A 13,513-nucleotide genomic window follows, 5' to 3' on the forward strand; every position below is an offset into this window, starting at 1 on the left:
ACCATCGAGGCGAAATACGAGCGGCCGACCCAATGATCACGCTTGAGATGATGCCGCCGCTGATGTTCGGCGGGCTGGTCCTGGCCATGCTGATCGGATATCCGGTCGCCTTCACGCTGGCCGCGCTCGGCCTTTCATTCGGATTTCTCGCAATCCACGAAGGGTTTTTCGGGTTCAGCTTCCTCCAGGCGATCCCGGAGCGCATCTACGGCAGCGTTCTGGCGAACGAGCTGCTGCTCGCAATCCCATTCTTCACGTTCATGGGCTCGATCCTCGAACGATGCGGCCTCGCGGAGGACATGCTGGATTCGATGGGGCAGTTGTTCGGGCCCGTTCGCGGCGGTCTCGGCTATTCCGTGATCATCGTCGGCTTCATCCTCGGCGCCATCACGGGCACCGTGGCGGCGCAGGTGATCGCGATGGCGCTGATCTCGATGCCGGTGATGATCCGCTACGGCTACAACATGCGCTACATCACCGGCGTGCTTGCGGCCTCCGGCACCATTACCCAGCTGGTGCCGCCCTCGCTGGTCCTGATCGTGCTCGCGGATCAGCTTGGGAAGTCGGTTGGCGATATGTATCTGGGCGCCTGGGGCCCATCGATCCTCCAGATCGCCCTGTTCGCCGGTTACACGTTTGTCCTGAGCTTGATCAAGCCGGGCCACGTTCCGGCAGTGCCGAAGGAAGCAAGGACGCTCACGGGTTGGGCGCTCTGGCGCAAATGCCTGTTGGGCATCATTCCGTCCGCCGTCCTGATCTTCGTGGTGCTCGGCACGATGATGCTCGGTCTCGCCACCCCGACCGAAGCAGGCGCGATGGGCGCGGTCGGCGCGATCGTTCTCGCCGTCATCCATCACAAGGATTTCAGCTCGGCCGGACACAAGATATTGCTCGTCGGCGTTGCGGCGGCGGGCGTCGGCACCATCATCGGCATCTATTTCACGCCGAATCTGGCGTTCAAGATCGCCTTCGCGATCGCCTATCTCGCGGTCGCCTGGGTCTGCATCGAGGCGGTCAGGATTCCGGACCTGCGCAGCCTGGTCAAGCAGGGCTACGAGACCACCATGCGCATCACCTGCATGGTGACGTTCATCCTGATCGGATCGACCTGCTTCTCGATCGTCTTTCTCGGTTGCAACGGTGGTGTCTGGCTGGAGCACATGCTGACGTCGCTGCCGGGAGGCGTGTGGGGCTTCCTGATCTTCATGAACCTGTTCATCTTTTTCATCGCGTTCTTCCTCGACTTCTTCGAGATCGCCTTCATCATCATTCCGATGATCGCGCCGATCGCGCAGAAGCTGCTGACGCCGGTCGTCGGCGCGGACGCCGCTTTGATCTGGTTCGGTGTCATGCTCTGCGTCAACATGCAGACCTCCTTCCTGCATCCTCCCTTCGGCTTTGCCTTGTTCTACCTGCGGGGCGTGGCGCCGAAGGAGGTCAAGAGCTCGGACATCTATTGGGGCGCGATGCCCTGGATCGGCCTGCAGGCGATTATGGTTGCGGTCGTCATTGCATTCCCGATCACGGTCACCGGATTGCTGGACGCTCCCAGGAAGGTGGATCTGGACAAGATCAAGATCGAAATTCCGGACATCGAGATGCCGCCGCCGCTCGATTTCGGCCAGCCGAAGAATTGAGGAGATGGCTCTGCGCGCGGGGTGACAGGCGCGGTCCGGCGACGTGCCGACCGCGCCATACACTCAATCGGCATTCCAAATCTCGGACGAGATAAACCAATCAGTAGGAATTGGTCCGGCCTGATATTTGCGGCTCTGATTTGTTCTTTGAGAACGAAGTGGAGTCAGATGCAGAACGAAAGCTGACGGGTCCGATGCGGGGCGCATCCCGATACGGCCGGCGAGATGATGTCTTGCCAGGACTCTACCCGCCCTGCGTGTGCCGTCCATCTTCGGCCCCATTGCGCGGCTTCGAATTGTCTGCCCGGGACAGCAGGAGACATTCGATGACCAGCGACGCCGTCACATCAGCACTTCACGGGCCTGGCCGACGATCGGCACTTGCCATTCCTCTGATGGCTTTCGTGCTCTGGTCTGGCTGCATCGGCGCGGCAGCGCAGGCTGCGGAGCCGGGCAAGGATGCTTCGGCTGGCGGCCTGCCGCGCATACTCGTTCTTGCGACGGGCGGCACCATCGCGGGCCAGGCCGACGCGCGTGCGACGGGGGCGTACAAATCGGGCCAGATCACGGGCGAGCAGCTGATGCAGTCCGTCCCGGGCCTGGACAAGCTGGCGAAGCTGAATGCCGAGCAGATCTCGTCGATCGGGTCCCAGGACATGAACGACAAGGTCTGGTTTGCGCTGGCCCGTCGCATCCAGGACGCTTTCGACAAGAACGAAGCGGACGGCATCGTCATCACCCATGGCACCGACACGCTCGAGGAGACCGCGTTCTTTCTCGACAATGTGGTGCGCGGCGACAAGCCGGTGGTGATCGTCGGCTCGATGCGGCCGGCCACGGCGGTGAGCGCCGACGGCCCCGGCAATCTCTATGAAGCCGTGCAGGTCGCTGCCGATCCGCGCTCGCGCGGGCGCGGCGTTTTGGCCGTGTTGAACGACAAGATTCAGGGCGCGCGCTCGGTCACCAAGACCAACACCACCAGCGTCGAGACGTTCGGCTCGCCCAATGACGGACCGGTCGGCTATGTCGACACCGCCGGCGGCATTCGGTTCATGACCCAGACCGCGAGCTTCAGGCGCGCGACCTATCCGCTGCCGGCGGGCGAGCAATTGCCGCGCGTCGAGATCGTCTACTCGCACGCCAACATGGACGCCGTCCCGATCGAGGACGCCATCAAGCGTGGCGCCAAGGGCATCGTGCTGGCCGGGGTGGGCGACGGCAACACCTCAAAGCCGGCGCTCGATGCACTCGAAGCCGCGGCCAGGAAGGGCATCATGGTCGTGCGCTCCACGCGCGTCCGCTCCGGCTTCGTCACGAGGAACGTCGAGGTCGACGACGACAAGAACGGCTTCGTCGTTTCCGAGGACCTCAATCCGCAGAAGGCGCGCGTTCTCGCCCAGCTGCTGATCGCGAGCGGTGTGACGGTGCCGGCCGAGCTGCAGAAGGCGTTCACGGCGACGTGGTGAGGCGGGTCGCGACGCGTAGGGTTGGTTAGGGCGTGTACTCATAAATTTGCGATGTCCGCTTATTCTCCAACAGCGGAGCAGGAGCGGACATCGCGCGAGGTCCGAGAAGGGCCACAAGCGGACAAATTGGCGGAAACGGGCAGAAGGTCGGCTATGGGCAGAATGGGCGTCGCTCAATCACGCATTTGCGCGCGCTGAAATGCAAAAACAATCCCCATCACGCAGTTCGCAACAAGGACACCAAAGTAAACGACAGCTGCGTATTCAGCGGGAAGCTGAAGAATTATCATTACAAAGAGGAGGATGCATGCCCATGCAACATTGATCATGAACCGCTTGAACAGCACTCCAAGGGTTGGGACACCTGCGAACCAGTCGCTCAAAAAGTACCACAGACTCATATGGCCTCAGGTTAGCAGGCAGCAACGACCATACTACCATAACTCAACCAAGTCTAAGCGTGTATTAACCGCCGCGCACAACCTTCCACTATAGTATGTGGTACCTTGCCGCTGGCGCGTGTGACGACGGCTGGTTTGGGTCAAAACCGGCGATACTCTGATTGAGCAGAAAATTTCTGCTTGGACTCCAAAAGCCGACGTCTGCGCCTTTATGAGTACACGCCCTAGCCGAAGGCGTAACCCACCGCTATTCGTGCCCGGAAAGACGGAAGAGGTGGGTTACGCGCCGCAGACGCGCGCTTCGCACATCTGCGAGGCTAACCCACCCTCCGGTCCCCCAAACGAAAAGGCGCCCCGTTCGGGGCGCCTTTTGCTGGTCGCAGACAGTTCAGGCCGCTTAGCCCGAATAGTACATCTCGAACTCGACCGGGTGCGGGGTCATCTCGAAGCGGGCGACCTCGGTCATCTTCAGCTCGATGTAGGCGTCGATGAAGTCGTCGTCGAACACGCCGCCGGCCTTGAGGAAGCCGCGATCCTTGTCGAGGTTCTCGAGCGCCTCGCGCAGGCTGCCGCACACCGTCGGGATCTGCTTCAGCTCTTCCTTCGGCAGGTCGTAGAGGTCCTTGTCCATCGCCGGACCCGGATCGATCTTGTTCTTGATGCCGTCGAGGCCGGCCATCAACATCGCGGCGAAGCCGAGATAAGGATTGGCCATCGGATCGGGGAAGCGCACCTCGACGCGCTTGGCCTTGGGCGAAGCGGTGTAGGGGATGCGGCAGGAGGCCGAGCGGTTGCGCGCGGAATAGGCGAGCAGCACCGGAGCCTCATAGCCCGGGACCAGACGCTTGTAGGAGTTGGTCGAGGGGTTGGTGAAGGCGTTGATCGCCTTGGCGTGCTTGATGATGCCGCCGATGTAGTGCAGGCAGGTCTCCGACAGGTCGGCGTACTTGTTGCCGGCGAACACCGGCTTGCCGTCCTTCCAGATCGACTGGTGCACGTGCATGCCCGAGCCGTTGTCGCCGAAGATCGGCTTCGGCATGAAGGTGGCGGTCTTGCCGTAGATGTGCGCGACCTGATGGATGCAGTACTTGTAGATCTGCATGTGGTCGGCCATCAGCGTCAGGGTGTCGAACTTCATGCCGAGCTCGTGCTGGGCGGAAGCGACCTCGTGGTGATGCTTCTCGACCTTGACGCCCATCTTGGCCATGGCCCCCAGCATCTCGGAGCGCATGTCCTGCACAGAATCCTGCGGGGGAACGGGGAAATAGCCGCCCTTGGTGCGGATGCGGTGGCCGAGATTGCCGCCTTCATATTCGGTGTCGGAATTGGTCGGCAGCTCCGAGGAGTCGAGCCGGAAACCGGTCTTGTAGGGGTCGGCCGAATAGCGCACGTCATCGAACACGAAGAACTCGGCTTCGGGGCCGACGAACACGCTGTCGCCCACGCCCATCGACTTCACCATGGCCTCGGCCTTCTTGGCGATGCCGCGGGGGTCGCGGTTGTAGGGCTCGCCGGTGGTCGGCTCGAGCACGTCGCAGGTGATGACCATGGTGGTCTCGGCGAAGAACGGGTCGATCGTCGCGGTGACCGGATCGGGCATCAGGCACATGTCGGACTCGTTGATCGCCTTCCAGCCGGCGATCGAGGAGCCGTCGAACATCGTCCCTTCGGCGAAGATGTCTTCATCGATCATGGTGACGTCGAACGTCACATGCTGCCACTTGCCGCGCGGATCGGTGAAGCGCAGGTCGACGTACTTGACGTCGTTGTCCTTGATCGATTTCAGGACGTCTTTGGCGGTCTTCATGCATACCCCTTTTGGCTCTGCGGGTCGGTTTCCAGATGAGCAAAATTATTCTCGCTCAGGCGAGTTTTGCGCGACCGCACAAACGAAATCAGGCCGCCGAAGCAGCCTTCATTCTAGTCGGAGTGTCGCAAAGTGCGGGATAGCACCCGGCTCAGATAGCGTCCAGCCCGGATTCGCCGGTTCGGATGCGGATCGCCTCTTCGATGTTGGAGACGAAGATCTTACCGTCGCCGATGCGCCCGGTTTGCGCGGCGCGGCGGATCGCGTCGATGGCGCGCTCGACCAGATCGTCGCCGATCACGATCTCGATCTTCACCTTGGGCAGGAAGTCGACGATGTATTCTGCTCCGCGGTAGAGCTCGGCGTGCCCCTTCTGCCGGCCAAAGCCCTTGGCCTCGGTCACCGTGATGCCCTGAAGGCCGACTTCCTGAAGCGCTTCCTTCACCTCGTCGAGCTTGAATGGCTTGATGATGGCTTCGATTTTCTTCACTGCGCGCCTCCCGGCCTTTCGATCAAATAGCAACGTCTTCGTCAGGATGCGCTTCTCTAACGCACGATCTTGTCTTCGCTATGCCGGAAGCCCTGACCTGTCCGGCACCAACGGCCGGCGACACCCTGAGAAATGCCAGTGAGCACGACGAACCGAAGCGGCTTCCTCGAAAGCAGGGTCTATGCCAAGTTGCAAATGCCCTGATTATTGGAGCGTTATCAGCCTTTTAACGAGCATCTCTGAGTGGTGGCGCCAATCTGCACAAAATACCGAAGACTACGGAATAGGCAAACGGTTCAATATATGTGCAGTTCGTTGTTCCCTGCGTCGGAGCGGCGCCGAAGCTGCCTGTTGAAAAGGCGATTGTATAGGGAAGTGGCATGGAAGTTCTGACCAACGCCGAAATGCAGCGCGCCGACCAGCTCACCATCGCGGCCGGCACGCCCGGCTTCAAGCTGATGCTGAGCGCGGGCCAGGCGGTCGCCGAGGCCGCCCAGGCGCTGGTCGAGGAGGGGCCGATCCTGATCGTGGCCGGGCCCGGCAACAATGGCGGTGACGGCTTTGTCGCAGCCGCCGAGCTCGCCGCCCAGGGGCGGGAGGTCTCTGTGATCCCGATGTGCGAGCGCGACCAGCTCCAGGGCGATGCGGCCTCCGCCGCGCGCGGCTGGAAGCACCCGGTGCTCCCGTTCAATCCGCAGGCGATCGGAAGACCTGCGCTGATCATCGATGCGCTGTTCGGTGCGGGTCTCAGCCGCCCCGTCGATGGTGAGGCGCGTGCGATGATCGAGGCGATCAACGCCAACGGTGCCCCGGTGCTCGCGGTCGATCTGCCGAGCGGCATCAACGGCACCAGCGCCGCATTGATGGGCGCTGCGGTGAACGCCACCGAGACCGTCACCTTCTTCCGCAAGAAGCCGGCGCATTTGCTGCTGCCGGGCCGGATGCATTGCGGCCGGGTGCGCGTCGCCGACATCGGCATCGAGGCGCAAGTGCTGGACGAGATCGCGCCGCAGACCTTCGAGAACGATCCGGATCTCTGGGGCGCCGCCTTTCCGGTGCCGCGCATCGATGGCCACAAATACGCGCGCGGGCATGTGCTGGCGGTCTCCGGCGATGCGGCCGCGACCGGGGCCGCGCGGCTCGCCGCGCGCGGCGCGCTGCGGGCAGGGGCGGGCCTGGTGACGCTGGCGAGCCCGCGCGATGCGCTCGCGATCAACGCGGCTGCGCTGACGGCGGTGATGGTGCGCCCCGTCGACACCGTCGTCGAGTTCGGCGAGCTGCTCGGCGACAAGCGCTACACCACCTGCATCATCGGTCCCGGCGCGGGCATCGGTGAGCGCACCTGCGATCTCGTCCACACCGCGCTGAGCGCGCAGCGTCGTCTGGTGCTCGATGCCGACGCGCTGACCAGCTTTGCCGCAACCCCCGAGCGCCTGTTCGAATCGATCAAGTCCTCACAGGACAATGCGGTGGTGCTGACGCCGCACGAAGGCGAGTTTCCGCGCCTGTTCTCGGATCTCAGCAACAAATTTCCGGGCCGCTCCAAGCTGGAGCGGGTGCGCGCCGCCGCCGAGCGTTCCGGAGCCGTCGTGCTGCTGAAGGGGCCGGACACCACGATCGCCGCCCCCGACGGCCGCGCCACCATTGCCGCCAACGCGCCGCCCTGGCTCGCCACCGCCGGCGCCGGTGACGTGCTGTCCGGCATCATCGCAGGGCTGCTGGCGCAGGGCGTGCCGGCGTTCGAAGCCGCCAGCATCGGCGTCTGGATGCATGGCGAGGCGGCAAGCGAAGCCGGGCCGGGACTGATCGCGGAGGATCTCACCGAGACGCTGCCGGCGGTGCACCGGCGGATCTATTCCGCGCTGGGCATCGAATACTGAGCGCTCACTCCACCGCGTACCAGCGCACCAGCCGCGGTGCGGCCCAGTCGGTGGCGACGGATTCGAGCAGCCAGCGGCCGGGCGCGGTCGCCGCGAAGGCGACGCGCTGGGTCTGGCCCGGCTCCATCGCCAGCGTGTCGAGCCAGTACGGCTTCCAGCCGTCGTCGAGCTTGTCGAGCAGGCGGAAGGGGTGGCCGTGCAGGTGGAGCACGGTGGTGACAGAGCCGGGGTTCTTCAGGGCAAGCACGACGGTGCGGCCGGTCTTGGCCCGGAAGGCGGGTGCGGAGGCCGTGGAGAAGTTCACCGGCCGGGCCCAGCCGGCGTCGGGCGCGCCGAGCGCGACATCGAACCGCAGGGCGCCTCTCAGATCGAGCTTCTCGGGAAGGTCGTTCGGAGCGAGCGGCTGCGGCGGCGCCAGCGCAACGCGCCGCGCCAGCTGATCTGAGATCTTGAGGCTGCCGACCTGGTGCGCCGCCGTGCCGTCATGCAGCAGGAACCGGGCGGATACGGCCGCATCCACGAAGGCGTCGGCCCGTGCTCCGGGCGCCAGCACCAGGGCGCCGTTGCGCGCCGAGAACGGCTCGGCGGGCTGCCCGTCCAAGGCCAGCACGCGGACGTCGTGGCTTTCCAGTTTGACAGCCAGCACAGTACGTTGCGAGCCGTTGATAAAGCGCAGCCGCAGCCGTTGATGGCCCAGGCCTGAGAGTTCGAATGAAGTCTGACCGTTGATCGTATAGAGCGCCGTCGCGTCCTTTGGATCCTGGCCCGGCGGGACAGCGGTGCCATCGGGGCGCAGGCGCCATTCCTCGATCAACAGCACCTGGTCACGGTCGACGACGGGCGGGCTGGTCTCGGCCGCCAGGATCGGAAGCGGGCGCGCGGGCTGCTTCAGGCTGTCCTCGAACAGGCGGAAGTCGACCAGCAAGGTTCCGGCATGAGGTATTGAAACAATTGATGTTTCGACCGCATTCGATGGCGCGGGCGCGCGCCCCCGCAGCGGGTCGGCCGTAGCGGGGCCATTGAGGCCGTACCAGACTGGGGCAAGCGGCACAGGCAGGTCGTTTCGAAACACCACCTCGCAACGGTCGCCGCGCTTGAGCCGGACGTCCTGGAGGTGGCTGACGGCGGCCAGCTCCCAGATTGGTGTTGCCGGCTGACCGGGTCTGAGAGCCAGGGTTGACGCCCTTGCCTGAAGGGCAAGCTGGGCGGTCACAGGCGGGGTTGCTCCGCCCGCCAGGACCCCGGCCGCGGAAGCGCCAAGCCCGGCCAGAACCTCGCGCCGATTGGGGTCAAAGATCCGCGGTTTCATGGGGCGATCCGGACCACGCCGCGCTGGATAAGTCCAGCCATCGTGCCTACTTGAAGCCTGCCGCCATCAGACCATTTTTTTGCTGCGAACAGTCAGGCACATGCTATAAGCCCGGCCGCCCGCGGCATCGCGGCCGGTCTTGATGCAACTTCACGCGGGCGTGGCGGAACTGGTAGACGCGCTGGATTTAGGTTCCAGTGACGAAAGTTGTGGGGGTTCGAGTCCCTCCGCCCGCACCAAGCGCTTATCGCGTTTGCACGGATTACGAGGACCTGCTTTCGCGCGGATGTCTTGTCCGCTGGGAGCCGGTCCGATGCAGCACCGGCATTGAGGCGTTTGCCTTGCGCCGGATCGATTAATGACAGCGTCCCGACGCATGCGCGCCGGGACCGAACGAGAAGAAGATTGGACGCCATGCAGGTCACAGAGACCCTCTCGGAAGGTTTGAAGCACGAGTTCAAGATCAGCGTTCCCGCGTCTGATCTCGACGCCAAGGCCGGCGCCAAGCTCGTTGACCTCAAGGACAAGGTCCGCATCAACGGCTTCCGTCCCGGCAAGGTGCCGGTCTCGCACCTGAAAAAGGTCTACGGCCGCTCGGTGATGGCCGAGACCATCGACCAGACCATCCGCGACACCAACACGCAGCTGTTCTCCGAGCGCGGCTTCCGCCTTGCGACCGAGCCGAAGATCACCATGCCGAGCGAGCAGGCCGAGGTCGAGGAGCTCCTGAGCGGCAAGACCGACCTGACCTACACGGTCGCGATCGAGGTGGTGCCGGCGATCGCGCTCGCCGACTTCAAGACCTTCCAGGTCGAGAAGCCCGTCGCCGAAGTCACCGACGCCGACGTCGACGAAGCGATCAAGCGCATCGCCGACAGCAACCGCACCTATGCCGCGAAGGCCGAGGGCGCCAAGGCCGAATCCGGCGACCGCGTCACCATCAACTTCAAGGGCTCCATCAACGGCGAAGTCTTCGAGGGCGGCACCGGCGAGGGCATCCAGGTCGCGATCGGTTCCAACACCTTCATTCCGGGCTTCGAGGAGCAGCTGATCGGCATCGGCGCCGGCGAGACCCGCACGCTGAAGGTGTCGTTCCCGAAGAACTACATGAACGACAAGCTTGCCGGCCAGCCGGCCGAGTTCGAGACCACCGCAACCTCGATCGAGGCGCCGCAGGACGTTGCGATCGACGACGAGTTCGCCAAGACGCTTGGCCTGGAATCGCTGGACAAGCTGAAGGAAGCCGCGCGCGAGCGTCTGGTTGCCGAGTTCGCGACCGCGACGCGCCAGCGCGTCAAGCGCGCCTTGCTCGACCGCCTCGACGAAGCGCATCGCTTCGAGGCGCCGCCCTCGCTGGTCGATGAAGAGTTCAATCTGATGTGGAATTCGGTCAAGGCCGAGATGGCTTCCGCCGGCAAGACCTTCGCCGACGAGGACACCACCGAGGACAAGGCCCAGGAAGAGTACCGCAAGATCGCCGACCGCCGCGTGCGGCTTGGCCTCGTGCTCTCCGAGATCGGCGAGAAGAACAAGATCACCGTCACGGATGACGAGGTCGGCCGCGCCGTGATCGAGCGCGCGCGCTCGATGCCGGGCCGCGAAAAGGAGGTCTGGGACTATTACCGCAGCAACGCCCAGGCGTTGGCCCAGCTTCGTGCACCGATCTATGAGGACAAGGTCGTCGACTTCATCCTCGAGCTCGCCAACGTGACCGAGAAGAAGGTCTCGCGCGAGGACCTCTACAAGGACGACGAGGCGGAAAAGACCGCGGCCTGAGGACTTTGAGAGAGCCATCTGTTAAGGATGATCAGCGAAGAGGCCCAGCTAGCCAGATGGCCGGCTGGGCCTCTTTGTGCGAATCAGCGTCAACTGCCCGACGGATTAAGCCTTAATGCGCGCCGCACTTGTCAGGAGCGAATTGGGCTATATCTGTCGATACGCCTTCTACCTCTTACCCAAGTTCCTGCATCACAGGACGTCCATTCGCCCGTCCGGCAGTTCCAGCCAAGCTGGCAGCCTTGCCCGGCGATGGCCGTCTCCGAAAACCCTAGGTGACTCATGCGCGATCCGGTTGAAACCTACATGAACCTCGTGCCCATGGTGGTCGAGCAGACCAACCGTGGCGAGCGCGCCTACGACATCTTCTCGCGCCTCCTGAAGGAGCGCATCATCTTCGTGACCGGCCCGGTCGAGGACGGCATGTCGACGCTGATCGTCGCACAGCTCTTGTTCCTTGAAGCGGAAAATCCGAAGAAGGAAATCTCGATGTACATCAACTCGCCGGGTGGCGTGGTGACGTCGGGCCTTGCGATCTACGACACCATGCAGTTCATCCGTCCGCCGGTCTCGACGCTGTGCACGGGGCAGGCGGCCTCGATGGGCTCGCTGCTGCTCTGCGCCGGCGAGAAGGACATGCGCTTCTCGCTGCCGAATTCACGCATCATGGTGCACCAGCCCTCCGGCGGCTTCCAGGGCCAGGCCACCGACATCATGCTGCACGCCCAGGAAATCCTGAACCTGAAAAAGCGGCTCAACGAGATCTACGTGAAGCACACCGGCCAGACCTACAAGACGATCGAGGACGCGCTGGAACGCGACAAATTCCTCACCGCCAACGACGCGAGGGACTTCGGCTTGGTCGACAAGGTCATCGAAAAGCGCGCTGAGGAACCCGCGCCGGCGAAGACCCAGTAACACTACTGGGGTGGACGGCGATCCCTCGGCAACCCCTTGGGAAGATCGCCTGTCACCATCAGGCGACGTTCACGCTATGGTCGCGTGCGCGCGTTGCAAAACGCAGTTTTCCGACCTGCGACAGGCAGAAAGTTCCGCTTTCGTGCTTGTTTTTCGTGGCAATCCAGCAACGCCGTGGTGATTTCGGTCACTTCGCCCGTGCCAAGACCGGAAATCACGGTATTGTCACGGGTAGCCGGCGGCCCCCGATTAGCGAATTCTTGATAGTCGGGTGACAGCATGGTTGGCTACGATTGATCGGCTATGATCGCGGAGAATCGAGCGACCGTGATTCGCACGGGATGTAATGCGTAGGGTCTTTTTTGGTACGGAATTTGCTCTACTTAAGCTACATGCCGACCGTCGTGTCGGAATGGAGCGATCGAGCGGAACGGGATCGAACCGCGGACGGAGACATGAATGAGTAAGGTCGGCACGAGCGACTCCAAGAACACGCTATATTGCTCGTTCTGCGGCAAGAGCCAGCACGAAGTCCGCAAACTGATCGCGGGTCCCACGGTCTTCATCTGCGACGAGTGCGTCGAGCTCTGCATGGACATCATCCGCGAGGAGAACAAGTCCTCGCTGGTCAAGTCGCGCGACGGCATTCCGACGCCGAAGGAAATCTGCAAGGTCCTGGACGACTACGTGATCGGCCAGAGCCATGCCAAGAAGGTCCTGTCGGTCGCGGTGCACAATCACTACAAGCGCCTCAACCACCAGACCAAGCACAACGACGTCGAGCTCGCGAAGTCGAACATCCTGCTGATCGGTCCGACCGGTTCGGGCAAGACGCTGCTTGCGCAGACGCTCGCCCGCATTCTGGACGTGCCGTTCACCATGGCGGATGCGACGACGCTGACTGAGGCCGGCTATGTCGGTGAGGACGTCGAGAACATCATCCTGAAGCTGCTCCAGGCCGCCGACTACAATGTCGAGCGGGCTCAGCGCGGCATCGTCTACATCGACGAAATCGACAAGATCAGCCGCAAGTCCGACAATCCCTCGATCACGCGCGACGTGTCGGGTGAGGGCGTGCAGCAGGCCCTGCTCAAGATCATGGAAGGCACGGTGGCGTCGGTTCCGCCGCAGGGCGGCCGCAAGCATCCGCAGCAGGAGTTCCTGCAGGTGGATACCACCAACATCCTGTTCATCTGCGGTGGCGCGTTCGCCGGCCTCGAGAAGATCATCTCCGCGCGCGGACGGTCGACCTCGATCGGTTTCGCCGCCCAGGTGATGGCGCCGGAAGACCGCCGGACCGGCGAGATCTTCCGTCACGTCGAGCCTGAGGACCTCCTGAAGTACGGCCTCATCCCCGAGTTCGTCGGCCGTCTGCCGGTCGTGGCGACGCTCGAGGACCTCGACGAGACCTCGCTGAAGAAGATCCTCACCGAGCCGAAGAACGCGCTGGTGAAACAGTACCAGCGGCTGTTCGAGATGGAGAACATCGAGCTGACCTTCGCCGACGAGGCGCTTGGCGCGGTCGCCCGCAAGGCGATCGAGCGCAAGACCGGCGCGCGGGGCCTGCGTTCGATCCTCGAAGCGATCCTGCTCGAGACCATGTTCGACCTGCCGGGTCTGGAAGGTGTGGAAGAAGTCGTGATTTCCCGCGAAGTCGTGGAAGGCACGGCGCGTCCGCTCTACATCTACGCCGATCGGTCCGATCGCGCCGTCGAGAACGCCAGCGCCTGATCTGGCGGCGCTGGAACGCTCCAATCGTACCTTCAAGTCGGGCTGCGGAAGAATATCTCCGCAGCCGGTGTTGCGTCGCTTACCGCGTTGCGTAAGCG

9 protein-coding genes and 1 tRNA gene are annotated in these 13,513 nt (G+C 63.4%); 7 read left to right on the plus strand and 3 right to left on the minus strand.

The genetic code is table 11. The features are described 5' to 3' along the window. The first annotated feature begins 32 nt into the window (after positions 1 to 32). Positions 33 to 1,637, plus strand: a complete 1,605-nt coding sequence (locus tag D6B98_RS12410) for a TRAP transporter large permease (RefSeq protein ID WP_126257304.1) — start codon at positions 33 to 35, stop codon at positions 1,635 to 1,637. A gap of 326 nt (positions 1,638 to 1,963) precedes the next feature. Beyond that, positions 1,964 to 3,103: an asparaginase gene (locus D6B98_RS12415; protein WP_126257305.1), complete on the plus strand. Its 1,140-nt coding sequence runs from the start codon at positions 1,964 to 1,966 to the stop codon at positions 3,101 to 3,103. Between the two features lie 798 nt (positions 3,104 to 3,901). On the opposite strand, the gene glnA is transcribed toward D6B98_RS12415, so the two are convergent. Both glnA and D6B98_RS12425 read right to left on the minus strand, forming a co-directional pair. After that, positions 3,902 to 5,311 carry a type I glutamate--ammonia ligase gene (gene glnA, locus D6B98_RS12420; RefSeq protein ID WP_126257306.1) on the minus strand — a complete coding sequence of 470 codons (1,410 nt, stop codon included), beginning with the start codon at positions 5,309 to 5,311 and terminating at the stop codon, positions 3,902 to 3,904. A gap of 151 nt (positions 5,312 to 5,462) precedes the next feature. Next, a complete protein-coding gene (locus D6B98_RS12425) occupies positions 5,463 to 5,801 on the minus strand; it encodes a P-II family nitrogen regulator (RefSeq protein WP_007603495.1) in 339 nt (112 codons plus the stop codon). 380 nt (positions 5,802 to 6,181) lie between these two features. On the opposite strand from D6B98_RS12425, the gene D6B98_RS12430 reads away from it, so the two are divergent. Further along, on the plus strand, positions 6,182 to 7,681 hold the full coding sequence (locus D6B98_RS12430; protein ID WP_126257307.1) for an NAD(P)H-hydrate dehydratase: 1,500 nt from the start codon (positions 6,182 to 6,184) through the stop codon (positions 7,679 to 7,681). 4 nt (positions 7,682 to 7,685) lie between these two features. Here the strand turns inward: D6B98_RS12430 and D6B98_RS12435 are convergent, their stop codons facing one another. Next, positions 7,686 to 8,990, minus strand: coding sequence for a multicopper oxidase family protein (locus tag D6B98_RS12435; protein ID WP_126257308.1), 1,305 nt, complete (start codon positions 8,988 to 8,990; stop codon positions 7,686 to 7,688). 154 nt (positions 8,991 to 9,144) lie between these two features. Between D6B98_RS12435 and D6B98_RS12440 the strand changes: the two genes are divergently transcribed. The 4 genes from D6B98_RS12440 (at position 9,145) to clpX (ending at position 13,415) form a co-directional block, all read left to right on the plus strand. Beyond that, positions 9,145 to 9,229, plus strand: a tRNA-Leu gene (locus D6B98_RS12440). A 175-nt stretch (positions 9,230 to 9,404) separates the two neighbouring features. Continuing rightward, entirely contained in the window at positions 9,405 to 10,766 is a 1,362-nt protein-coding gene (tig, locus tag D6B98_RS12445) for a trigger factor (RefSeq protein ID WP_126257309.1), read from the plus strand. Positions 10,767 to 11,048: 282 nt separating this feature from the next. Beyond that, positions 11,049 to 11,684 (plus strand): ATP-dependent Clp protease proteolytic subunit, encoded by a 636-nt coding sequence (locus D6B98_RS12450; protein WP_126257310.1) that lies wholly within the window; start codon positions 11,049 to 11,051, stop codon positions 11,682 to 11,684. Positions 11,685 to 12,143: 459 nt separating this feature from the next. Then, entirely contained in the window at positions 12,144 to 13,415 is a 1,272-nt protein-coding gene (gene clpX / locus D6B98_RS12455; RefSeq protein ID WP_018320118.1) for an ATP-dependent Clp protease ATP-binding subunit ClpX, read from the plus strand. The last annotated feature ends 98 nt before the right edge of the window (positions 13,416 to 13,513 follow it).

Origin of the sequence: Bradyrhizobium sp. LVM 105, assembly GCF_003957705.1 — a bacterium.
Taxonomy (GTDB): domain Bacteria; phylum Pseudomonadota; class Alphaproteobacteria; order Rhizobiales; family Xanthobacteraceae; genus Bradyrhizobium; species Bradyrhizobium frederickii.

Excerpts from the sequence above, each read along its gene's own strand:
- D6B98_RS12410 (WP_126257304.1), top strand. The coding sequence starts at position 33 with ATGATCACGCTTGAGATGATGCCGCCGCTGATGTTCGGCGGGCTGGTC.
- D6B98_RS12415 (WP_126257305.1), top strand. The coding sequence starts at position 1,964 with ATGACCAGCGACGCCGTCACATCAGCACTTCACGGGCCTGGCCGACGA.
- glnA (WP_126257306.1), bottom strand. The coding sequence starts at position 5,311 with ATGAAGACCGCCAAAGACGTCCTGAAATCGATCAAGGACAACGACGTC.
- D6B98_RS12430 (WP_126257307.1), top strand. The coding sequence starts at position 6,182 with ATGGAAGTTCTGACCAACGCCGAAATGCAGCGCGCCGACCAGCTCACC.
- D6B98_RS12435 (WP_126257308.1), bottom strand. The coding sequence starts at position 8,990 with ATGAAACCGCGGATCTTTGACCCCAATCGGCGCGAGGTTCTGGCCGGG.
- tig (WP_126257309.1), top strand. The coding sequence starts at position 9,405 with ATGCAGGTCACAGAGACCCTCTCGGAAGGTTTGAAGCACGAGTTCAAG.
- D6B98_RS12450 (WP_126257310.1), top strand. The coding sequence starts at position 11,049 with ATGCGCGATCCGGTTGAAACCTACATGAACCTCGTGCCCATGGTGGTC.
- clpX (WP_018320118.1), top strand. The coding sequence starts at position 12,144 with ATGAGTAAGGTCGGCACGAGCGACTCCAAGAACACGCTATATTGCTCG.